16 protein-coding genes are annotated in these 23,506 nt (G+C 58.3%); 6 read left to right on the top strand and 10 right to left on the bottom strand.

Annotation, left to right across the window (positions count from 1 at the left end):
* Window positions 1-154: 154 nt before the first annotated feature.
* Window positions 155-1,285 carry an alpha/beta fold hydrolase gene (locus BLQ12_RS22025; protein ID WP_092214187.1) on the bottom strand — a complete coding sequence of 377 codons (1,131 nt, stop codon included), beginning with the start codon at window positions 1,283-1,285 and terminating at the stop codon, window positions 155-157.
* A 559-nt stretch (window positions 1,286-1,844) separates the two neighbouring features.
* Between BLQ12_RS22025 and BLQ12_RS22020 the strand changes: the two genes are divergently transcribed.
* The 4 genes from BLQ12_RS22020 to BLQ12_RS22005 all read left to right on the top strand — a co-directional run bounded on the left by BLQ12_RS22020 (window position 1,845) and on the right by BLQ12_RS22005 (window position 6,419).
* Complete coding sequence (locus tag BLQ12_RS22020; RefSeq protein WP_092214185.1) at window positions 1,845-2,405, top strand: DUF4062 domain-containing protein; 561 nt, start codon at window positions 1,845-1,847, stop codon at window positions 2,403-2,405.
* A 392-nt stretch (window positions 2,406-2,797) separates the two neighbouring features.
* Window positions 2,798-3,502: an aquaporin Z gene (gene aqpZ / locus BLQ12_RS22015; RefSeq protein WP_092214182.1), complete on the top strand. Its 705-nt coding sequence runs from the start codon at window positions 2,798-2,800 to the stop codon at window positions 3,500-3,502.
* A 136-nt stretch (window positions 3,503-3,638) separates the two neighbouring features.
* The gene (locus BLQ12_RS22010) at window positions 3,639-5,288 is read left to right on the top strand and encodes a sulfatase-like hydrolase/transferase (protein ID WP_092214180.1); all 1,650 of its coding nucleotides are present in this window, start codon (window positions 3,639-3,641) and stop codon (window positions 5,286-5,288) included.
* A 249-nt stretch (window positions 5,289-5,537) separates the two neighbouring features.
* Window positions 5,538-6,419, top strand: coding sequence for a DMT family transporter (locus tag BLQ12_RS22005; RefSeq protein ID WP_092214178.1), 882 nt, complete (start codon window positions 5,538-5,540; stop codon window positions 6,417-6,419).
* A gap of 371 nt (window positions 6,420-6,790) precedes the next feature.
* On the opposite strand, the gene BLQ12_RS22000 is transcribed toward BLQ12_RS22005, so the two are convergent.
* Complete coding sequence (locus tag BLQ12_RS22000) at window positions 6,791-7,957, bottom strand: iron-containing alcohol dehydrogenase (protein WP_092214176.1); 1,167 nt, start codon at window positions 7,955-7,957, stop codon at window positions 6,791-6,793.
* Between the two features lie 188 nt (window positions 7,958-8,145).
* Between BLQ12_RS22000 and BLQ12_RS21995 the strand changes: the two genes are divergently transcribed.
* Window positions 8,146-9,057 (top strand): AraC family transcriptional regulator, encoded by a 912-nt coding sequence (locus tag BLQ12_RS21995; protein ID WP_092214174.1) that lies wholly within the window; start codon window positions 8,146-8,148, stop codon window positions 9,055-9,057.
* Here the strand turns inward: BLQ12_RS21995 and BLQ12_RS21990 are convergent.
* From BLQ12_RS21990 to BLQ12_RS21965, 6 genes are all read right to left on the bottom strand, one after another.
* Complete coding sequence (locus BLQ12_RS21990; RefSeq protein WP_092214172.1) at window positions 9,006-10,145, bottom strand: YibE/F family protein; 1,140 nt, start codon at window positions 10,143-10,145, stop codon at window positions 9,006-9,008. The genes BLQ12_RS21995 and BLQ12_RS21990 overlap by 52 nt on opposite strands.
* 348 nt (window positions 10,146-10,493) lie before the next feature.
* Window positions 10,494-11,942: an alkaline phosphatase gene (locus tag BLQ12_RS21985; RefSeq protein WP_092214170.1), complete on the bottom strand. Its 1,449-nt coding sequence runs from the start codon at window positions 11,940-11,942 to the stop codon at window positions 10,494-10,496.
* A gap of 202 nt (window positions 11,943-12,144) precedes the next feature.
* Window positions 12,145-14,163: a methyl-accepting chemotaxis protein gene (locus tag BLQ12_RS21980; protein ID WP_092214168.1), complete on the bottom strand. Its 2,019-nt coding sequence runs from the start codon at window positions 14,161-14,163 to the stop codon at window positions 12,145-12,147.
* Window positions 14,164-14,612: 449 nt separating this feature from the next.
* Complete coding sequence (locus BLQ12_RS21975) at window positions 14,613-16,631, bottom strand: methyl-accepting chemotaxis protein (protein ID WP_092214166.1); 2,019 nt, start codon at window positions 16,629-16,631, stop codon at window positions 14,613-14,615.
* Between the two features lie 509 nt (window positions 16,632-17,140).
* On the bottom strand, window positions 17,141-19,129 hold the full coding sequence (locus BLQ12_RS21970) for an acyl CoA:acetate/3-ketoacid CoA transferase (protein WP_254782096.1): 1,989 nt from the start codon (window positions 19,127-19,129) through the stop codon (window positions 17,141-17,143).
* A gap of 85 nt (window positions 19,130-19,214) precedes the next feature.
* The gene (locus tag BLQ12_RS21965) at window positions 19,215-20,456 is read right to left on the bottom strand and encodes a NupC/NupG family nucleoside CNT transporter (RefSeq protein WP_092214162.1); all 1,242 of its coding nucleotides are present in this window, start codon (window positions 20,454-20,456) and stop codon (window positions 19,215-19,217) included.
* Window positions 20,457-20,700: 244 nt separating this feature from the next.
* Here BLQ12_RS21965 and BLQ12_RS21960 point away from each other — a divergent pair, with 244 nt between their 5' ends.
* Complete coding sequence (locus BLQ12_RS21960; RefSeq protein ID WP_092214160.1) at window positions 20,701-21,219, top strand: nitroreductase family protein; 519 nt, start codon at window positions 20,701-20,703, stop codon at window positions 21,217-21,219.
* 321 nt (window positions 21,220-21,540) lie between these two features.
* On the opposite strand, the gene BLQ12_RS21955 is transcribed toward BLQ12_RS21960, so the two are convergent.
* Both BLQ12_RS21955 and BLQ12_RS21950 read right to left on the bottom strand, forming a co-directional pair.
* A complete protein-coding gene (locus BLQ12_RS21955; protein WP_092214158.1) occupies window positions 21,541-22,284 on the bottom strand; it encodes an IclR family transcriptional regulator in 744 nt (247 codons plus the stop codon).
* Window positions 22,285-22,735: 451 nt separating this feature from the next.
* A complete protein-coding gene (locus tag BLQ12_RS21950) occupies window positions 22,736-23,461 on the bottom strand; it encodes an aspartate/glutamate racemase family protein (RefSeq protein WP_217640378.1) in 726 nt (241 codons plus the stop codon).
* Window positions 23,462-23,506 lie beyond the last annotated feature (45 nt).

The following is a 23,506-nucleotide window of genomic DNA, read 5'->3' as shown; positions in this document are numbered from 1 at the left end:
GATATCAATTCCCCGACAAGTCAAACTTTTTTCCGACCCCGGAGCTCTGCCATGCCGGAAGGCGCCGAAAAAAACGAACACGCAGCGACATGGGAGACCATGGGTAATCCGTCCCGCACATGATACGTGATGCACGGGACGGATGGTCATGGGGCTACTCAAAGGATGTGATAAAGGTCTTAATCTTTGCAATCGCTTGGTTTCGGATGGCGTCCTCTTCGCAGAGGATTTCATGGTATGCGGGGTGCTCCCCGTTGATATCCGAATCAAACCGGACGTATTCCCTCAACACACCGGGCCTGAGCCTGCTCGCAAAGGTCTCATGGCCCTCCGATGTGGTGAAGTGATCATCCACAGCTTCAAACAGCATAAGGGGTGTGGTGATTTTCCAGGCATTTCGACGAAGCTTGAAAATGGCCGCATAGCCCTCTTCCAGCCACCGCCAGGTCACCCCGATGATGGCGCCCCCGGCAAGGAGTTCCGGTCGCTCGGAAAGATACTCTTCGTTGACCAGCCATCGCTTGTAGCTGTGGGTGACGGCCTCGGCGAAAAACCGGGCCTGCCCCTCCTCGTAGCCCACGTCCTGCCCGAAGTCCTCGGGAGCCTCCTGTTTCAAGCCATACTCTTTTCCCTTGCCGGCAACGACGTTGCCCAAGGCCAGGGCGTATCCGGCTTCATCGGACATCTTGATGAAGTCTTCGGTGTTGATCCCCTGCATGGGAGCGCACAACACGGCCCCGTCAAAAACCCTCGGATACTTCTCAAGGTAAAGGCTTCCAATGGCTCCTCCCATGGAGTGGGCCACAAGAAAGAGAGTCTCGTGCCCGTCCCGCCTCTGGACGATGTTGCTGATCAGGTTGTTTGCGTCCTCCACGTAGTCGTCAAAATCCTTCACATACACCTTCATGGGATCGGCAAGCAGCCTGCCGGAGGCTCCGTGCCCCCTGTGATCCAGCAGGTAAATGGCGTACCCCATGTCCTTCATGTCGTAGACAAACTCTGCATATTTGGTGAGGTTTTCTGATTTGCCGTGAAAGACCACAATGGCCCCCTTGGACGAATCCGTGGAAAAGGCCCTGTAGGCAATATCCACACCGTCGATGCCGGTAAAATACCCCTCTTCGCCCGTCTCAAAATACGGCATGACGGTTGATCGATAATACACCCTGTGCCGGGCAACCTCTTCCTGCGTATCGATGTCAAACACATCGTTGCAGCCAGCAAACGTGAACAGTGCGCCGACGAGCAGCAGGATGGCACACAGCCTTGAAACGCGATGATTCATGGTCAATCCCTTCTGTAATGCATTGCTATATGGTTATACATGCCAGCGGGGTGAGCAAAACCAGCTCCCCCACCATTTCCCCTTTGACATTTAAGAGCGTCCCGCAACAAACCGCCCCGTCACAAAAAGGCATCTTAAAGCACCTTTGCGAACAAAGTTTCAGGCCAGATAAAAAGCCGCCATGCATCGACCCGAATGTTCACAACTCAACATACAATGTTCGCAACATTACACCACAACCCCACAGGGTGTATACTCATTTTTTATCGATACGGGGATAATATAAGTCATCCCACTGGCAAAACCACGTAGCAAAAGGACCGACAAACCCCGCATCAATGGGGATTACACATAAAGCAGCAAGCTCTCAGCCAGCAGAGACCCGAAGGCGGCATGGCCCGCAATAACGCCAAGATGGCTCGATACGTATTTTCGAATATGAAAACACTTGCTCTCGAGGGATCAAGATGAGAAAACAAATCAGTGACGGGACATCAGGGGCCCTGACGGGGCACCAACCCACTGCGAAAAAAGCCGGTCCCGTGTGAAAGGAAGCCCAATGAACATCAATATGCACACATCCCACCCCTCGGCATTCATCAGTTCCACATTCATGGATTTAAAACAGGAACGCAAAGCTGTCGCACAAATCCTGCGCGAAAACGGGTTGAACGTGAACGCCCTCGATGTAAAACCTGCCTCCAGCCAGACATCCAGACGGGAAATAGTGAACGGGATCAAGGAGAGTGACTTTGTGATCCTGATTATCGGTAATCGGTATGGTTCCATCCTTCCCCAGGTCACCGGGAGCAGCACATTGAGCATCACAAGGTGGGAATACAAGAAAGCCGTCCAACTGAATAAATCCATCCTGGTCTACTACAAAGAGAACCCGGGGAATGAACCCGCAGACACCGGCGATTCACCCGATCCCGATGATGCCTTCAAACAGGAGCAGCTCAAGCAGTTCAAGCGGCAATTGGATGAAAACCACACCCCCAAGTACTTCTCAAACCCGGATGAGCTTGCAAGAGAAATACACGCGGCCTTGATACCCGTGTACAGGGATGGCCTTAAATTGCTGTTGTCGCGACAGAGAAGGCGAAAAATCAGATATTGACCGGGATATGTCCGAAGGATGAGAACGTCGAGCGAAAAACGTGAATCACGCCTCAGGGCTATGGCATGACCGTTTTCACATGAAATGTCCGGGCAATCAGCCCGACACGCCGTATCGCGCCATGGCGTGGATCACCATCGTCCCCCGCACCCCGGCAAGGCCTTGCCAAAACAACCTCTTAAGTATAAAATATCATTTTAAAATCGCACCGCCGCCCCAATCCTTCCCTGCACCCCCGGCGTGAGAGGCCTTCGACGCCAGACACCGGAGCCCTCAACCAACCCGCTGCCCCGTCAGGCGGTCGCAATGCAAGACAAGACACACCCCCTTTCATTTTCCAGCCCCACCCAATGCATGACGTTGTGAACCCTTACCTGCAAAGGAGCACACCAATGAAGACGTATGGCGCGGAATTCTTAGGGACATTCTGGCTGGTACTCGGCGGATGCGGAAGCGCGGTCCTGGCAGCGGCATTCCCAAACGTGGGGATCGGCCTTCTGGGGGTCTCGCTGGCCTTTGGCCTGACGGTACTGACCATGGCTTTTGCCATTGGGCACATCTCCGGGTGTCACCTCAACCCGGCCGTATCCTTCGGACTCTGGGCCGGAGGCCGATTCCCGGGAAAAGAGCTGATACCCTACATCGTGGCCCAGGTTTTTGGCGGGATTGCTGCAGGCGGTATCCTGTTTCTCATTGCCAGCGGCAAGCCCGGCTTTGTCCTCTCCGACGGGTTTGCATCAAACGGCTACGGTGCCCATTCCCCCGGAGGGTACGGGTTGCCTTCGGCCCTGATCTGCGAAATCGTCATGACCGCCATGTTTCTCATCGTCATCTTAGGGGCCACGGACAAGCGTGCCCCACAGGGATTCGCACCCATTGCCATCGGCCTGTGCCTCACCCTGATCCACCTGATCAGCATCCCGGTGACCAACACCTCCGTAAACCCCGCCCGCAGCACAGGGGTGGCCCTTTATGTCGGCGATTGGGCGGTGGCCCAGTTGTGGCTCTTCTGGGTTGCGCCGATCTTCGGAGGCATTCTCGGCGCGATTCTCTATCGCCTTATCGGCCGAGAGCCAACCGAAGGCTCGGGGAAATAATACGTGCTCAGTTGAGCTGTGTGGGCCGCCTCAGCAATGGGGCCCATCCACCCATCGTCCCTACGGCTGACGACATGTTGCTGTTATCGTACCGGACACACCATTCATCTTAACCGATACACACAAGGAGATTATCATGCGACTTGCAAGACTTCTCTGCTTGGCCGTTATCGCTTTATCTATGGGCAGTTCTGCCTGTGCCAGTGGCATTGTGCAGGACGGAGAATTCAACTTCGTCAAAGCGCAACACCTTGAGCAATGGTCTGAGCAGGACAAGCAGATTGACACAAAACTGGCAGAAATTCGTGAAAAGCAGGGAGGAAAAAGACCCAACATCCTATACATTTTGATCGATGATGTGGGCTTTGGGGAGTTTGGTATTCCCGAACTCAACTATGTACGCGGAACCCAGACCCCCCGCATCAATAAACTCTCCGACGAAGGTTTGTCCTTTATGCGCATGTACACCGAACCATCGTGTACCCCGACCCGAACCGCGATGATGACAGGGCGACACCCCGTACGAACAGGCCTTGAGGAAGTCAAGGTGGCACTCATTGGGGAGGGGCTGCCCAAAAACGAAGTGACCATCGCTGAAGTACTCTCCAAGGCTGGGTATGCCACAGTTCATATCGGCAAATGGCACATGGGCGACATCAAGGAGTCCTACCCCCATAACCAGGGATTTGATTTTGCCGCATTCCCCCTGAATCAACAGGTGCAACTCTCCTTGATGACGGAGGATGCCGAGCGGTCCAATGCCATGACAGGCTATGTAAAAAGCTCTTATACCGACAAATTTGCACTGGACAAAAAGTTCAAGCCTTTTGGCCTGGTCACCGGTGTTGAGGCATACAAAGGCAAGGATGCCCATGAAGTGGATATGGAAGCAGGCGAGCAATGGAACCAGGAAAAGTACAATGACATGAACCTGCGCTACCAGAGGCAAACACTGGAGCAATTGCGAAGCCTGGCCAAACAGGAGAAACCATTCTTCCTCCAATACTGGCCCCTGATCCCGCTGAATTTTGTGCGGAGTGACCGAGAGCAGTTCAACATGCAAAATGGCGGTACCATGGTCGAGAGCATGAACCAGCTCGATGGATGGGTTGGTGAGATTCTCGACGAATTGGACAAACTCGGCATCGCAGACAACACGCTGGTCGTCTTGATGGGCGACAACGGACCGTTTCTCAGAGGGTACCAGAAAATAACCGGCATGAGCGACATGATCTACCGGGGCGGCAAAGCCGACCACCTTGAGGGCGGCGTCCGTGTCAATGCCTTTGCCCGATGGCCGGCAGCCATCAAACCCGATACCCTGGCAGGGGATATGATCCATGTCAGCGACCTGTACACGACCTTTGCCCGGTTGGGGGGCGCAACCAAGTACATCCCCACGGACAGGATCATTGACGGCATCGACCAGACAGCCCTGCTTCTTGAAGGCGAAGGAAACGGTCGTCGGGATTATGTGTACATTTACGAAGGTGTGGTCCTGCGCTCCATTGTCAAACAGAAATTCAAAATGCACATGCCGGCCCCCGGGGTACCCGGAGCGGCCGCACCAGTCTTTGATATCGCCAGGGATCCACGTGAAATGACCCCATTGATTGAGGCGGCATTGTGGTCGGGCGCCAGCTTTCAAGACATGCTCAAGCGCCACATGATGGGGGTCAAAAAATACCCCCATTCTAAAGGCGGCTCAGATAAGCCGTATGAAGGGATAGACAATTTGCGACCTGAAACCCTGGATGCGGTGGAAACCTTTATGTCATGGCATTGACATAGTCAGACCCGAATGGGCGGAGAGACCGGGAATCGGGCTCTCCGCCCTTTTGCCTTCCCGTGCCTGCACCGAAGGCCGATCCATGGCCCCCTCCCCCTACCCCCCGCAATTTTGTTCAAACCTGAACGGTGGTTTCCTGCTATAGTCCCTACCCACAACCCACTGCTGCGCAATCCGCTTTCGAGGCGCACACCTCGCCGCCGGAGGCGTGTTTTTTTTGCCTGACCACAAGAAGGACCACAAGCCATGACATCACACAAAAACCACCTCCCCCTTCTCATCTTTGCCATTCTTGGCGTCGTCTGGGGAAGCAACTTTATCTACATGAAAATGGCGGTGGACCTTATTACCCCCGGGCAGGTTGTGCTGTACCGGGTATTTTTCGGATTTGTCCCCGTGCTGGCCTATGCCGGAATGAGGAGGGACCTGCGCCTTGGCCACCTCCGCCATGCGCACCACTTTCTGGTGATGTCGGTCCTTGCCACGGCCTTCTACTACTACTGCTTTGCCAAAGGAGCCAGTCTGCTGCTCTCCGGTATTGCCGGGGCCGTCAGCGGGGCGATCCCCCTCTTTGCCTTTGTCATGGCCGTGATCTTTATCCCCGAAGAAAAGGCCACGGTGCGCAAGCTATGCGGCGTGCTCGTGGCCCTTGCCGGGGTGGTGCTCATCTCAAGACCCACGGGCCACGAGGTGCTCACCACCAACCTGGAAGGGGTCGGCTACATGGTGGCAGGCTCCCTGGGCGTGGGGGCATCCTTCGTCTATGCTCGAAAATTCATTGTCCCCCTGCACATCCCGGCGGCGGCCCTGACCACCTACCAGCTCGGTTTCGGCCTCCTCATCCTGACCCTTTTCACAAACACCTCGGGCATCGGACGCATCTGGACCTCCCCCCACGCCTCCGCAGGCCTCGTCGTGGGCCTGGGACTCCTGGGAACAGGCTTTGCCTACATCCTCTACTACTACATCGTGGACACCATGGGTGCGGTGGCGGCCTCGTCCGTCACCTACCTGCCACCGGTGGTGGCCCTCTTCATCGGAGTCCTCCTCGTGGGCGAACCCATCACGACCGCAGACTTTGCAGCCACGGGCATGATCTTTGTCGGAGTGTTTCTTCTTAAAGAGTAACGAGGCAGCACATAAAAACGAAAAAGCCTCCGGCGGCAAGGTGAGCCACCTTGAAAGCTGATTGCCGCTGCGCTTTACCCCTCGTTCCTCGGGTCAAAGCGCAGCAGCATGTTTTTTTTTGCGTGAATCCCTGAAACTCAAGCCAATCAGAAGGGCCCGAATCGTGTCTTCCTGAACAATTAAACGGGTATCTCCTGCAGGGACGGCTGCCGGGTTTCGCCCTTTGCGCGAATGCCCCGGCAACACCTGCATAACCACAGCGCCCATGCATTCGCCATGGGGTTTCAAGGTGCCCCCACCTTGCCGCCGGAGGCATCTTTTGGCTTTTTCACTCGGCCCTCAGAGACGCTTTGGCTGCCCTTAAAAAAGAACTATGCCCCGTGCAAAGCGTGGGCCAGAATCCGGCGGCTCACCTCGGGGGTCACGTCCCCGGTCTCGGACAGGGCAACCATGCCGTGGGCTTCGAGGGCTTTCACCACGTCATCGATCTTGTCTTCGGTCACCCCGTAGTCGGAGAGCCGGGTGCGGATGCCCAGGGACTCGAAAAACGCCCGGGTCCTTCCGATGGCTTCGTCGATGCGGCTCTCCTCGTCCCCTTCGGTGATGCCCCACACCCTTTCGGCATACTGAAGCAGCTTGCCGCGCTTCTGCTCTTTTCTCAGGGTCCAGATGGAGGGCTGGAGCACGGCCAGGGTCTTGCCGTGGTCGATGCCGAACATGGCGGTAAGTTCGTGGCCGATCATGTGGGTGGTCCAGTCCTGGGGCACCCCTGCGCCAATGAGCCCATTCAGGGCCATGGTGGCGCACCAGACAAGGTTGGCCCGGGCGTCATAATCGTCGGGGTCTGCCAGGGTCTTTTCCCCCACCTCGATGAGGGTCTGGAGGATTCCCTCGGCGGTTCGGTCCTGAAAACCTGCCGATACGGGGTAGGTGACATACTGCTCCACCGTATGAATAAAGGTGTCCACGATGCCGTTGGCCACCTGAGTGGGAGGCAGAGTGGCGGTCAGGGTGGGGTCCAGGATGGAAAATACGGGGAAAGACAGGGGACTGAACACAGGGAATTTACCCTTGTTATGGCTGATGACACCGCCGGAGTTCATCTCCGATCCCGTGGCGGGAAGGGTCACCACCGTGCCCAGGGGAAGGGCCTTCTCCACCGGTACCGGGTTAAACCCGCAGGCCAGCAGCTCTTCGGGGTTGCCCTCAAAGCCGGAGGCCAGGGACACGAATTTGGTGCCGTCCATGACCGAACCACCGCCCACGGCCAGCAGAAAGTCGATCTTCTCGGCCTTGACCACCTCCACAGCCTTCATGAGGGTGGTGTATTTGGGGTTCGGCTCGATGCCGCCGAAGGTCACCACCTCCCTCTCTTTCAAAGCAGAGGTCACCTTCTCCAGGGTTCCGAAGCGCTCCACGCTGCCGCCCCCATACAGAACCAGCACCTTGGCCCCCTTGGGAACAAGGGTGTCGAGTTCCACCAGCCTGTCCTTGCCAAAAACAATACGTGTCGGGTTATAAAAATCAAAATCAAGCATGGATGTATTCTCCGATTAGGGTTTCAGTTTATTGCTGTAAATACAATAATACATCGCCTTTTTATTGGAATACACAATCCTCGCGAAATCATGCCCGTTCCTGCTTATCAAAGCAGAACCAGGCTCTTTATGGTAGACTGCTTTTCATCCCGGCCATCAGGCAACGGCCACAAGCGCAAGGAAGCACCATGACAACAACCGCAGAACTCATGAACAGGCTAGCACCCTCGGTGGGGCTCAACAACACCCGTCTTGACGGCGTGCGAATCTACAAAGCAACCCAAAGCTCACCACGTTCCCCCCTCCTCTACACCCAGGGCATCATCATCGTGGGGCAGGGGAAAAAACGGGTTTTCTTAGGGGACACGGCCTACGAATACACCCCGGACCGTTACCTGGTCATGTCGGTTCCCATTCCCGCGGAGTGCGAAGCCCCGGCAACCGAAGAAGAACCCTTTCTGGCCATGCTCATCGACATCAACCTCGCCCACGTGAGCACCGTCATCGGAAAAATGGGGGATCACCTCCCCCCCCTGGCTGGCACCGGCGACACCAACCGGGGCCTCTTCCTGGCCGAGGCCGATGCCTTTTTCAAGGAGACCACCGCCCGCCTTCTCAGCGCCCTGACCTCCCCCATAGAAACCGAGGTGCTCGGCGATGCCCTCCTCCAAGAGCTGTTCTTCCGGGTGATGTGCGGAGACAACGCCGCCTCCCTCTACGCCCTGGCCGTAAAAAACACCCACCTGTCACGCATCGACAAGGTCCTCAAGCAAATTCACAGCCACTACCAGCGACCCATGGACGTGGACCAGCTTGCCGGCCTGGTGAACATGAGCCCTTCGGCCTTCCACCGCGCCTTCAAAGAGGTCACCGCCTCTTCCCCCATCCAGTACATCAAAAAGGTCCGGCTCAACAAAGCCCGGGACCTGCTGGTCCTCTCCGGGGCACGGGTCAACGAAGCCGCCACCCAGGTCGGCTACGAGTCCCCCACCCAATTCAGCCGGGAGTTCAAACGCTACTTCGGGGAGAGCCCGGTGGCCTTCAGCAATCAGGCGGCCCGCGCCACAGCGTCACAGGCTGGCGTAGCATCCCGCTTGTAGATCACCGCCCCGCACATGGCGGTAAAGGGGGCCACGGTCACAAGGCCGATGCTGCCGGAAAGGGTGTGGATGATCTCAGAGGATACCCACGGGGTGTTGAGCATGACGGACAGGGGCACATTCTGGGCCATCATGGCCATAAGAAGGGAGGTAAAGCCGCCGGAATAGGCCAAAAGGAGGGTGGTGGTCATGGTCCCGAGGACGGAGCGCCCCACCCGGAGGCCGGATCCCATGAGGGCCACGGGAGAGAGGGTGGCGTCCACACGGGCGACCTCGGCCATGCTGGCGGCGATGTCCATGGCAAGATCCATCACGGCCCCGGATGAGGCAAGAAAAATCCCTCCGATAAAGATCATGGAAAGAGACAGGTCGGCATACCCGGCGTAGAGCAGGGCTTCGGAAAAAGGCTTCACAGCCCCGTTCAGGTGAATCGCCTTGCCGGCTGCCAGGGCAATGAGGCAGGTGGTGAGAATGCCCAGGGTGGCCCCGCAAAAGGCGGTGAGCCCCAGCCGATTGAGCCCGCCCACCAGAAAGATCACGGAAAAATTAAGGATCATCACCACGCCGAAGGAGACGAGAAGAGGGTTCCACCCCGCCAGAAGGGCCGGGATCAACACCTTCCAGATCATGACCCCCGTGAGCACAAAGGAGACCAGGGCCCGGGCCCCGGTCTCCCCGCCCGTGATGAGAAGCAGGCCGAAAAAAAGGGACACCATCACCCAGAGACCCGTGAGCCGGTAATGATCCCGCGGGGTCACGTGAACGATCTTCCCGCCGTCTCCTACGGTGAGCACCGCAAGGAGCCTGTCCCCTTCGCCGTAAAAGGCATCGAGCTCCAGCTTGCCCATGAGGTTGGAAGCGGCGGAGACAACCTCTCCGGCATAGGACCCGCTTTCCACCCGCAGCACCAGCTTCTGAAACCCCGTCTTGATGATCCCGTGCTGCATCACCTGGCCATTGTCCGCGGACAGTACCTTTGCCCTGCACCGAATCCCGCCGTCATCGGGCCGTCCCCCCGGCCAGATCAGCAGCACCAGGGTCACCAGCACAAACACGCCCAGGGAAACCCGCTCCCGTTTTTTCGCCATCTTTACCACCCTTGGTTCGCGAATGCTCCACCCCTCGTTCCTCGGGGTGTCGCATTCGCTTACGGGCTGCGCCCGTGATTAACGGAATTATTACGGATACAGTCAAACGAAGCCTCCGGCGGCCCTGCCGGGGACCAAACTTTTATAAAGTTTGATAAACAGGTCTAAAACAAGCCTTTCCAATCTCCGCCGAACCAATGTTGCCTTTTTCGTACCCGTGCTTCGTGTTGATCGCCCTTCTGGGCGATCAACACGAAGCACGGGTGCAATAGGACAGTTTTTTGCGGAGCTTTTTTTCAAAAAAGCGACCCGCCGGAGGCATGCTGAATAGTTACCATCGGGTTTCCCTTAAAGATTCATGACGTGGGCGATCTTCTTGGCGATGTCGGTGTTGTCGTAACAGCCGCTGAACAGGGAGGCCCCTGCGCCGGAAGCGGAAGTAAGAACGGGCACGCCGGTGTGGGAGTAGGTGGTCCAGCCGAGGCCTGCCTTGCGGTTGAGCAGGTGGGTCAGCTGCATGGTAAAGGGGTCGTAGCTGCCGTAGAGCATGTAGTCGGCCATGCCGGGCTTGAGGGTTTCACCCCGAAGGCTGGCGTCAAAGGCGCGCTTGAGTTCGGCCACTTCAAAGGGTTTCAGGGCTAAGGGGCCGTCGGCGTCCGGGGCCAGGCCGAAGTGGGCCTTGACCAGCTTCATGGCCCCGTCAAAGGAGCCCTTTTTCTTAAGGTAACCGGCGAAAACGTCGTCGAAAAAGGCCTGGTGGCTCTTGGTCTGGTGGTTCATGAGGCTGTAGGAGGTGGCGTACTTGGTACCGGAGAACCCCAAGGCAAGGCCCCCGCACTCATGGTCTCCGGTCACCACGATGAGGGTCTCATCGGGGTGCGTTGCGGCAAAATCCACAGCCACGGCCACGGCGTCGTCAAAGGCCAGGGTGTCTTTGATGGCGGCGGCAGCATCGTTGGCGTGGCAGGCCCAGTCGATCTTGCCGCCCTCTACCATGATAAAAAAGCCGGGATCGCCGTCCAGGAGTTCCACGGCTTTTTGGGTAAGTTCAGCAAGGCTGACGTCTTTTCTGTTCCGATCCATGTCGTAGGGCATGGCCTTGCCGTCGGGCAGGCGCGGGTTGATGGCGATGACCCGGCCGTCGCCCTTGCCAAGGTCCATGATCTTACGCCTCGAATCCGCAACCGTGAAGCCATTTGCCTTTGCCGCGGCCAGGGCATCGCCCCGGGGAGCCTCGGACTTTTTCCCTTCTGGATCTTTCAGGCCTCCCCCGCCGAAAAAGTCGATGTCGCTTGCAGCCAGGGCATGGTCGATCTCATGGTACATACTCCGGGAGGGCTCGTGGGCGTAAAAAGCCGCAGGGGTTGCATGGTCGATGGAGACGCTGGAGAGGATCCCCACCTTGAATCCCTCCCGCTTGGCTCGCTCGGCCAGGGTGGCCACCGGGCGCAGGCTGGCGTCCACCCCGATGCACCCGATGTTGGTCTTCACCCCCGTGGCCATGGCAGTGCCCGCGGCGGCAGAACCCGTAATGAATCGATCCGCCGCCCGGGTAGCGGTGACTCCGTGTACGGGCATGGCCTCCATGGCCAGCCGCCGCTCCATGCCGCTGTCCTTGAGGAACTCCGTGGCCGCGGCGCGCTGGGGCATGCCCAGCCCGTCGCCGATGAAAAGAAACACATATTTTGCCTTTACACAGCCGTAAGCGGCCGGGGATTGGGCCGAGACTCCCGAGACCGTTACAAACCCCGCGAAAAGGACAGCGATAAACCAGGTTAACCGGCGACATCGTGACATGGGTACCTCCCGTGATGAAGTGATGAAATATTACACATAAAAGCGCTGAGCCAAGGGCTCATGCTCGCTCTTTTGTCACGAGAGACTATTATGAAGGGATGTTCGGATTGTGTGAGTGTTTGGTGATGATCCGTTGAAAAGAGTGATCGGCAGGGAACCTGCCGGTAATGGGCTCCCTGCCGGTTGTAAAGCGCTCCGGCTTTCAGACCTTGAACTGACCGACCACCGCGTTCAGACCGCCGGCGAGCCGGGAAAGGTCTTCGGATCGATCGTGAACCGCACCGCTGCCATCCGTAAGGCGATGTGCCGAGTTGCTCACGCTCCCCATGTCCCGGGCAATCTCTTCTGCGACGCCTGAGCTCCGGGCCACCTGACCGTTCACCTCCTGGAGCCCCGCAGAGGCCTGGGCCAGGTTTTCGGCGATTTCCCCGGTGGAGACGGACTGCTCTTCCACGGCAGCCGCGATGGCCCCCACCAGCTCGCTCACCTCCTCGATGACCGTTGAAATGCGACTGATCCCTTCCACGGACTGCGCGGAAGAGGACTGCACCCCGTTGATGCGTGAACGGATCTCACCTGTCGCCTCTGCGGTCTGGGCCGCAAGGGCCTTGATTTCTCCTGCCACAACGGCAAACCCCTTGCCGGCCTCTCCGGCACGGGCCGCCTCGATGGTGGCGTTCAGGGCCAGAAGGTTGGTCTGCTCAGAAATCTCGGTGATGGTTTCGGTAACCTTTCCGATCTCTGCAGCGGCCTGACCCAGGGCATCCATGTTCGCCCTGGCCCCATGGGCCTGGTCCACCATGTCGGAAGTCACCCCCCGCGCCTTTTCCGAGCGTTCGGCGATCTCGGCAATGGTGGATCGCATCTCTTCCGTCGCTGCCGCCACGGTGTTGACGTTGGTGGCCGTCTGCTCGGAGGACGCCGCCACGCTGGTCATGACAGCACTCATCTCCTCGGCGGACCGGGTGACGCCGCCGGCAAGCTCGTTCATCTCCCTCGCCCCGCCGGACATCTCATCCGAGAGTTCGGAAAGCTCGGCCCCTGCCCCGGTGACCTTCTCCGCATGCTGTGAGAGCTCCCGAATGATGGCGTGGATCTTCTCAACAAAGGCATTGAACCACGTGGCAAGAATCCCCAGCTCATCGTTGGAGACCACCTCAAGGCGACGGGTCAGGTCCCCTTCCCCTTCGGCGATATCGCGAAGCATTTCAGACGTGCGGTTGATGGGCCGGATGATGGCATTTGAGATCAGAAAGGCAACCCCCACGAACAGGGCAAGAAGGACCACGCCGATGGCAACCACCGCAACGACCATCTTGTGACCGGAGGCCATCACCTCCTCTTTTTCGATGACCCCGACATATTTCCACCCCAGCCCGGGAGAGGTATAGACGCAGGCATAGTAAGCCACCCCATCTTTTTCCAGCTCCACCCGGCCCTCGGACATGCGGTCAAGGGTCTGGAAAACAGGGTGATCCAGCTCCGACATCTTTTTAAAGTTCGTCTCCGGGGTCTTGGGGTTGGCCAGGATGGTCCCGTCCTCCTGGGCGAGCATGGCAAACCCGCGCTTTCCGATCTTGATGTCCAGGACCATTTTTGTCAGGTTTGTCAGCGGGACATCGATCCCCGTTACCCCCACCAGCGCCCCCGAGGGGTCGAAGGCCGGTGCCACCACAGAGATGACGCCGGACATGGTGCCGCTACCGGTCACGCTCTGGTATGCCGGCGTAACGGAGGGAACCCCTTTCTCTACGGCAACCTGGTACCAGTCCCTTTTACGCGGATCGTACCCGGGGGGCAGGGCACCTTTATTGGACGAGACGAACCCGCCCCAACGGGTCCCGAAAAAGACCTCATAAAACGCATTATTGGATACCTGCACCCCGGTCAAGGACCGATAAATCGCACCATTGACCGCGCCTTCCTTTTCCGGGTCAGCGGAATGGGCCGGAGCGCCCGGAAGGTAACTCAATACCGAACGGTCGGCCCCCTTCAACTCGGGCCTGGCCGCCACATATCCGGCCGAGGTCTTCACCATATCCGCGAACTGCACCATGGCGTTGTCCAGCTGCTTGAGTTCCCGGGTTGTGGAATCGACGAAATTCGCCTCGGAGATGGTGTTCACCTTCACCACGGTCACCGCACAGATCACCGCCACGGGAACCAGTGCCACGAGGGAAAACGCAGCAATCAACTTCTTCCTGATTGTCAGATAGCTCAAAAAAAACTCCTTTAAAATAAAAACCGTTGAACCTGTCGATATTTCCTAACCACTAAGAAACACGACCCCTTCCCACGGGATGGCCCAAATTCATATCGGAGCGAAGCTAGAAATCTTTAATGTTATTTTTCACGCCATACAAATAAATAAAACCAAGCACATACATCATGTATACAGGCACATAATCAAACAAAAGAAGCCTGCAATAAAGTAATCGCCAACCGTTACGACACTGACGAAATCCCGTCACCGAACGGACCGAGAGCCTCCCGACACAACAAAAAGGGCCCGGTGATTCTCACAAGCCACCGGGCCCTTCCGCATCAAGCTGCGGATGTGTCACTTCAAATGGCTCCCCATGAAGGTTATCCGGCAGGAGCCACGTTTTCCATGAAGGCCGACAGGACAACCAACACGATCCCCCCGCCAGCCTCTCATCAAGCCATCTGTCACACCTTGAACTGACCGACCACCGTTTTCAAGCCATTGGCAAGGCGGGAAAGCTCTTCCGACCGGGCATTAACCGCACCGCTGCCACCAGTAAGCTGCTGTGCTGAATGGCTCACGCCCCCCATATCCCGGGCAATCTCTTCGGCGACCCCTGAGCTCCGGACCACCTGCCCGTTCACCTCCTGGAGCCCCGCCGATGCCTGGGCCAGATTTTCGGCGATCTCCCCGGTGGAGACGGACTGCTCTTCCACGGCAGCCGCGATGGCCCCCACCAGCTCGCTGACCTCCTCGATGACCGTTGAGATGCGAGTGATCCCTTCCACCGACTGCACGGAAGAGGACTGCACCCCGTCGATACGCGAGCGGATCTCACATGTCGCCTCGGCCGTCTGGGCCGCAAGGGCCTTGATCTCTCCTGCCACCACGGCAAACCCCTTGCCGGCCTCTCCGGCACGGGCCGCCTCGATGGTGGCGTTCAGGGCCAGAAGGTTGGTCTGCTCGGAAATCTCGGTGATGGTTTCGGTAACCTTTCCGATCTCTGCAGCGGCCTGACCCAGGGCATCCATGTTCGCCCTGGCCCCATGGGCCTGACCCACCATGTCCGATGTCACCCCCCGCGCCTTTTCAGAACGTTCGGCGATCTCTGCGATGGTGGCCCGCATCTCTTCGGTTGCCGCGGCCACCGTGTTGACGTTGGTGGCCGTCTGCTCGGAGGACGCCGCCACACTGGCCATGACGGTGCTCATCTCCTCGGCGGACCGAGTAACGCCGCCTGCAAGCGCATTCATCTCGCCTGCACCGCCGGACATGTTCTTTGACAGCTCCGAAAGCTCAACTCCGGCTCCTGTGACCTCCTCCGCATGCAAAGAGAGCTCGCGGATGATGGCATGGATCTTCTCCACAAAGGCGTTGAAGAAGGTGGCAAGGGTTCCCAGTTCATCCTTGGAGGTCACGTCAAGGCGACGGGTCAGGTCCCCTTCCCCTTCGGCGATATCGCGCAGCATTTCAGAGGTACGGTTGATGGGCCGGGTGATGGCATTGGAGATCAGAAAGGCAACCCCCACGAACAGGGCCAGCAGCACCCCACCTATGGCGACCACCGCAACGACCATCTTGTGCCCGGAAGCCATCACTTCATTTTTTTCGATGACCCCGACATACTTCCAGCCCAACTCAGGAGAGGTGTAGACGCAGGCATAGTACCCCACCCCGTCCTCCTCCAGTTCCACCCGGCCTTCGGACATGCGATCAAGGCTTGCAAAAACCGGGTGATCCAGCTCCGACATCTTCTTGAAGTTCGTATCGGGAGCCTTCGGGTTGGCCAGGATGGTCCCGTCGCCCTGGGCGAGAAGGACAAAGCCCCGCTTCCCGATCTTGATGTCCAGGACCATCTTCGTCAGATTCGTCAGCGGAACATCGATCCCCACGACACCCACCACCTCGCCCGAGGGGTCGAAGGCAGGAGCCACAAAGGAGATCCCTCCTGCCCGAACACCGTCAGCCCCCATGCTCTCGTACGCCGAAGTGACCGCAGCAGCCTTTGTCTCGGCGGCAGCCGTGTACCACTCCCTTTGACGCGGGTCATACCCCTTGGGCGGCACAGCTTTCTGGGACGACACAAAACCACCCCAACGGCTCCCGAAGAACACCTCATGAAAGGCAGGGTTGGAGGCCTCGATCCCTTCCAGCATGTGATAAATCGCGCTGTTCACCGCCCCTTCCCGCTCCGGATCGTTGGAGTGGGCCGCGACTCCCGGAAGGTAGCTGAGCACTGAACGGTCCGCCCCCCTCGCCTCCGGCCGTGCCGCCGCGTATCTCGCCGATGTCTTTACCATATCCACAAACTGCACCATGGCGTTGTCCAGCTGCTTGAGTTCGCGGGTCGTGGAATCAACAAAATGCGCCTCGGAGGAGGTGTTCACTTCCACCACGGTCACCGCGCAGATCACCGCAACGGGAATGAGCGCCACGAGGGAAAACGCGGCGATCAGCTTCGTCTTGATTGTTAAATAATTCAAAAACAACTCCTTTGCCTTGAATCAATTGGACTCGCCGCCTTTTCCTTCTTCCAGAGAAAAGAGCACCTGGGACTCGGCCGGAAAATAAGGATATACCCTGACATGTTGGCCGTTTGAGCGATGACGGGAATTCACCGATTGATAACGCTCAGGGAGAGCTGCTTCACACGCCAATACGTGTATATTTTATTTTTGTCATAGCCCCTACACCACGAGCCAGTCTCTTTTTATATCGGATAAAATAAAAAATTCTTAACAGCAACGCCCATCCGCACCCCCGACCACGCGCCAGAGAGTCAAATCTCCATTAAGGAACAATAACAAGCGGTTTAATTCAACATCCACCGCACTTCAATTTTCTTACTACCCCTCCCCACACAGAGAAAAACCCGCCAAATCTCAATAAAAAATTATCATACTCGCCCCTTTTTTCCTTTTTCAGCAAAAAAAAGCCCGGTGGGTCACGACGACCACCGGGCTTGTGCACTTTACGCTTTTGGCAAGGCCCCTTACTCCAGGGCGTCAGAAGCCTCCGAAAGTGTTTCGTAGATATGGGGCGAAAGGTTCCTCGCCTTAAGGGACTCTCCCATCTTCATCCGCATAAAGGTACTGGTGGTATAACGGGTCACATCGGAGTAAAACCGATTCATAAGGGTTTTCACCATGTCCATGTACTCATCGATAAGCTCAGGAGAGATATCAAAGTTGTCGTAATTGACGATGGCCTTCACCCTGGCCCCCACCGGAGACAAGATCGTCGCCACCTGCTCGTCGATGATACGAATCTCGTCGCGGGACCGGATGGCAAGCCCCTCGAAGTTGACGTAAAAGACCTTCTGCTCGGCGTCGTAGACCAGGCGCTGCTCAATGGGAATGGAGAGAAGCTCGTCTTTCAGTCCCATGGGCTCGGGGATAAAAAGACGGGGATCCATAAGCCGGGGCGCCTTGGGGATCAGCGGCCGGAAATCCATCTGGGCCAGGATATCCCGTTCCAGGTCAACCCCCGGCGCGATCTCCGTCAGCACCAGCCCCTCGGGCGACAGGGCAAAGACGCATCGCTCGGTGACATACAGGACCGGGTTCCCGGTCTCTGCGGCGACGTTGCCCGAAAACGTAATCTGCTCCACGGCATCGACAAATTTTCTCACCTTCCCCTCCTGTTCGATGCAAAGGGCTCCGTCGGCCACGGAAACCTTGAGACCTCCTGCGGTGAAGGTGCCCACGAACACGATCTTCTTGGAGTTCTGGCTGATGTTGATAAACCCGCCGCACCCGGCGAGCCGCGGGCCGAACTTGCTGACGTTGAGGTTGCCGGCCCCATCGGCCTGGGCCAAGCCCAGGACGGTGATGTCCAGGCCACCCCCGTCGTAATAGTCGAACTGATAGGGCTGGTCGATGATGGCGTCCACGTTGGCGGCGGCCCCGAAACTCAGGCCGCCTGCCGGGATGCCGCCGATGACTCCCGGCTCAGCCGTCAGGGTCATGTAGTCGAAAATGTTCTCCTCGGCAGCCACGTTGGCCACCCCCTCGGGCATACCGATGCCCAGGTTCACCACGCTGTTTGGGATCAGCTCAAAGGCGGCCCGTCGGGCAATGATTTTGCGCTCATCCAGGGCAAGGGGCTTGATGGAAGAAAGAGGCACCCGGAACTCCCCGGCAAAGGCGGGGTTGTAGGGGACGTCAAAGGTCTGCATGTGGTTTTCCGCTGCGGTTGCCACCACCACACAGTCCACCATGATCCCCGGAATCTTCACGTCCCGCTGCCTGAGCGCCCCCTTGCCTGCAATGCGCTCCACCTGGACGATGACAAAACCGTCGTTGTTTTTCGCCGCGATGGCAAGGGAGAGGCTCTCCAGGGTCAGAGCCTCCTTTTCCATGCTGATGTTCCCGTCCGGGTCGGCCGTGGTTCCCCGGATGATGGCCACATCAATGGGCTGGGTTTTATAAGCCAGGTACTCTTTGCCGTCGAAGGTCACGAGCTCCACCAGCTCCTCGGTGGTGCGTTCGTTGATCCTGCCCCCGCCGTTTCTGGGGTCGATGTAGGTTCCCAGACCCACCCGGGTGATGGTCCTGGGTTTGTGGGCCCCTGCGTCCCTCAGCATATGGGCCAGGCAACCCTGGGGAAAGTTGTAGGCTTCGATCTTGTTGTCCATGGCGAGCTTCTGCATCTTGGGGATCAGCCCCCAGTGCCCGCCGATGGCCCGCCTGACCAGACCCTCATGGGCCAGATGGTTGGCCCCCCGGTCCCGGCCGTCCCCCTGACCCGCGGCAAAGTAAAGGGTAAGGTCCACAGGGGCACCGGAGGAGAGAAAACGCTCCTCCAGGGCCCGGGCCACCTCTTCGGCAAACCCGCTCCCCACAAACCCACCGAGGCCGATCACATCGCCGTTCTGGACAATTTCCACGGCCTCCTGGGCCGTCACCACCTTGTTTTTGTGAATGGGTCCGGGCTCTATACTGGCGTTAAAGGGGTGAGACAACGTGTTTTTATCCATCATGCTCTCCTGTTTAGCGCGTGTAAAAAGACACATGGTCGCCGACCATGCATTCGACGTAGGGAACAACGGAAAGTTCTTTCCTATTTCAGGGCATCATAACCCCCACCATGGCGCCGGTCATCAGGGTGGCCAGGGTGCCGGAGACAATGGACTTCAGGCCGAGGCCCACGATCTCCTCCCGCCGTTCCGGGACCATGGCGTTGAGCCCGCCCAGCATGATGCCCAGGCTGCCAAAGTTGGCAAACCCGCAAAGCGCATACGTCATGATGAGCTGGCTCCGGGAGGAAAGGGTCCCTTCGGGGAGGTTGGCCAGCTGGATGTAGGCAAGGAGCTCGTTGAGGACGGTCTTCACCCCCATGAGGCCCCCTGCAACCCGGGCTTCGGCCCAGGGAATGCCCATGAGCCAGACCAGGGGAGCCATAAGCCACCCGAGAATCCGCTGGAGGGTCAGGGGGTCGCCCCCCAGGTCCGGCAGCAGCCCCATGGCCTGGTTCACTATGTGCACCAGGGCGATGAGAACCAGGAGCATGGCGGTGACATTGAGAAAAAGGGTCAACCCGGCCAGGGTTCCCCGGTTGATGGCGTCCATGCTGCTGGAGGCTGATTGCTGTGGGTCAAGGGTACCCGAGGTGACGGTTTCGGTTTCCGGAACCATGAGCCGTGCAACCATCAGGGCTGCCGGCACGCTGATAAGGGACGCGGTGAGGATATGCCCCAGGGCACCGGGAAGAATGGTGCCCACAAACCCGGCGTAAAGAACCAGGACCGTGCCGGCGACAGTGGCCATACCGCAGGTCATGACGGCAAAGAGCTCGCTTCGGGTAAGCTGGGCCAGGTACGGACGGATAAGCAAGGGAGCCTCCACCATGCCCACAAACACATTGGCCGCTGCCCCCACCCCCAGGGCACCCCCTACGCCCATGCTGCGCGCAAGAAGCCAGGAAAACCCCTGCACGACCTTGGGCAGGATGCCCCAGTAGAAGAGCAGTGCGGAAAGGGCACTCATGACAAGGAGAATGGGAAGGGCGCGAAAAGCCAGGATAAAATCCGCCCCGGGCACGCTGGATTCAAAGGGAAGCGGCCCGCCCCCCAAGTACCCGAACACAAACCCCGTGCCCGCCTGGGTGGCCTCCTCCAGGGCCAGGACCACCCCGTTGAGGGAAATAAAAACATCCCGGAACACGGCCCACTTCAACAGGAAAAAAGCCAGGGCCGCCTGAAGCCCTAAGCCGATGAGAATATTTCGTGCCTGCGGTACCCGCCGCTTCTCACTCATCCCCCAGGCCATGGCCGTCAACACCACCACCCCAAACACACTTTGCAGCATACCCTCCCCCCATCAAATACATCGCCCAAGACTCACCAGCCAACACCCCGGTATCGCTGAAAGCTTCCCTCCATGTGCCCAAGGTACAAAAAAGTGCCTGCTTGTCCCATGCCGCCCCGCTTCCTATACTGTCACCGGAAAACAAAGCCGAAAACAGGCCCTCGGCCAAACACAAACCACACAAAATAACATTGTACGCGTTACGGTCAAATCATTCACATCTTTTTTTGGCAGGAGACAGCACATGGATCCCTTCAACATCTTTTATCAACGGAAAAGCGTCAGGAAATTTACAGAAGAAAACCTATCAAGGGAGACGTTGACGCAGCTGATCAGGGCTGCCATGGCCGCCCCCACCGCCGGCAACAAGCAGCCCTGGGCCTTTGTGGCCGTGGATGCCCCCGAAGTGTTGGCACGGCTCGGCGCCGTGCTCCCCTACGCAGGGTTCGTCAAAGGGGCTCCCGCAGCCATCGTGGTCTGCGGCGATCTCTCCAAGGCCTTTGACGGGGTCGAAGAACCCTTCTGGGTCCAGGACTGCTCCGCCGCCACCCAGAACATCCTGCTCGCCTGTGAAATGAAGGGGCTGGGGGCGGTCTGGACCGGCGTCTACCCCCTGCAGGAGCGCATGGACGCCGTAAGCAACATCCTGAACCTGCCCGATCACATCGTCCCCCTCAACGTCATCCCCTTAGGGACTCCGTCAGGCACCCCCAAACCCAAAGAGAAATGGGCCCCTGAAAACCTCCACTGGCAGGCATGGTAAGGCACGGGACTGAGACAAGACAATAAAGCATACTAAAATTGGGGCAATTATTCTAGTTCCGGAAAGCTGCATTCTATCGTTAAAGTCTGAGGAATCACAGGATCAAGATGGCTCATAAAAGAACAAAAGCAATGCCTCCGGCGGCGAGGTGTGCCACCTCGAAAGCAGGTTGCGAATGCGCTTTCCCCTTCGTTCCTCAGGGAAAATCGCATTCGCTTTTGATTTTGATTGGCCTGAATTAGCTTTTTAAAACCTGTTTATCAAACTTTTCAAAAGTTTGGCCCCCGGCAGGGCCGCCGGAGGCAAACTGAGCAGTAACGTTTATTTTTTGGCAGGCTGGTTGAGGCGGGTTCGAAAGAAGGCGACCATGTCGTCGAGTTTGTTGTCCCACTCGGCGCCCTTCAAGGCATCCACGGTGACGGAGCCCACCACCTCGCCACCGGAGCACAGGGGAAAGGCGAGGCCCACGGCCCCGTCCACGGCCAGGTCGTAGGCGTAGCCGTAGCCGCGGTTGCGGGAGATCTCAAGGAAGAGTTTCAGGGTATCCCAGCTGCCCACCATGCGCTCTTTGAGTTCGGGCTCGTTGCGGGCCAGGATGGCGTCCCCTTCATCGGTGGGAAGCACGGCCAGGATCCCCAGGGTACAGGAGCCGAGGCCCAGAGGGCGTCGTTCCCCCACCCGGCTGGAGAACACCTGGATATTGTGGGTCCCTTCCACGCGCTCCACGCAGGTGCAGTCGTCGTTGTCCCGCGAATAGAGGGATGTGGTGTACCCGAAGGTCCGGGCCGCTTCGTGGGCCAAAGGGGAGAACCGGGAGAGAATCCGCTGGTCGCGGTCGAAGTTGGGCCGGATGATGCACTCGTCGCCCACCCGGTACCCCTTGGTGTCGGGATCGCAGGAGACGAACCGGCACTCCTTGAGGACCGAGAGGAGGCGGTGCACGGTGGGGGCTGGAATGCCCAGCCGTTCGCTGATCTCCCGGGGTGAAACGGTCTCCTCGCTCTCCTCCACGATAAGGGAAAGAATATTGAGGATCCGGTATGCGCTTTGAGCTCCTTTAATCATAATGGGGTGAATCTACCAGCTCCCCTTTCAAGGGTCAACAGGGGTTCGCCAATGCGCCGGTAAGTGGCCTGCTGTGGTTAAAGTGGATAAAAAAAAGGCCTCCGGCGGCCAGGTGGGGGCACCTGGAAACCCCATGGCGAATGCATGGGGGCAGACATCCTGCAAACGGTTTCGGGGCATTCGCGTGGTGTATGACATGTGGCAGCCGTTTTGGCAGAAGAGGCCCATTTCATTGTTTAGAGCATCGGCGTATTTGCATCACACCCCGAACACCCTTGCCCCCTGGAGCGCCGCACTCCGGTGCGGCACGGGTAACGACGGACGAAAAAGCCGCACCGGAGTGCGGTGCTCCGTTTCGGTGGAGCTTTCTCATTTTTTTTGGCGGTCGCGGCAGGGACGCCGGAGGCATCGTTCACGTGACGGGCCTTCCCATGGAAGCCGCGTCAGGCCACTACAGCCCGTGGTACCTCTTGCGTTTCACGGCGTAACGGGCGTACTCGATGAGGCCGTCGATGTCATACACCGGGCAGCCGATGCGCTCCTGAATGCTCCGGGCAAAAGCGGAAAGGTCGGTGCACTCCAGCACCAGGGCGTCAAGGTTGTGCTCTGCCATCAGGGCCTCGGCCGCCCCGCAGATCTCAGCCTCCAGTCGGTCCATGTCGAAGTCGGTGCGCCTGGCCTCGATGATGGTCTCCCAGAACTCGGGGCAGCCCTCCATCCCCTTGATGACCACGTCGTTGATGTCTCCCCCCACCTGGGCAAAATGCATGGGGGTCAGGGCATCTTTGCTGGCCGTGAGAACCCCGATGACGGCATCCGGCCCGTGGAACGTCCGCACCATGGGAATCTGGATGAGGCCGGAAACAAGCACCGGAACCCTCACCGCCTCGGTGAGTTCCTTCTGGAACCGGGCAAGAAACCCGCAGCTCCCCGTAATGGCCATGGCCCCCTCCCGCTCCAGCGCCCTGGCCGCCTCGATAAAAGGAGCCACCAGCTCCGGGGTGGGGTTGAAAAGAAGCGTGGGCACATCAATCCCGCGCAACACCTTGTAGGTGACCGGAAAATCAAAGGTCACCGGATTCCTCAAATGCCCAGGGGGCTTGGGGAAATAAGACTCCAGACACAGCACACCAATGGGGGTGTCCGTATGGAGAAGACCACCCTTTAAAATCATCATCTCTCCTTTTATGCTCAAAGCCGGTTCGAAAAGCAGGCCTCCGGC

The sequence above is a fragment of the Desulfoluna spongiiphila genome, assembly GCF_900101345.1.
Taxonomy (GTDB): domain Bacteria; phylum Desulfobacterota; class Desulfobacteria; order Desulfobacterales; family Desulfolunaceae; genus Desulfoluna; species Desulfoluna spongiiphila.
Note: the sequence above shows the minus strand (reverse complement) of the source record. Positions and strands in the feature narration are given on the sequence as shown.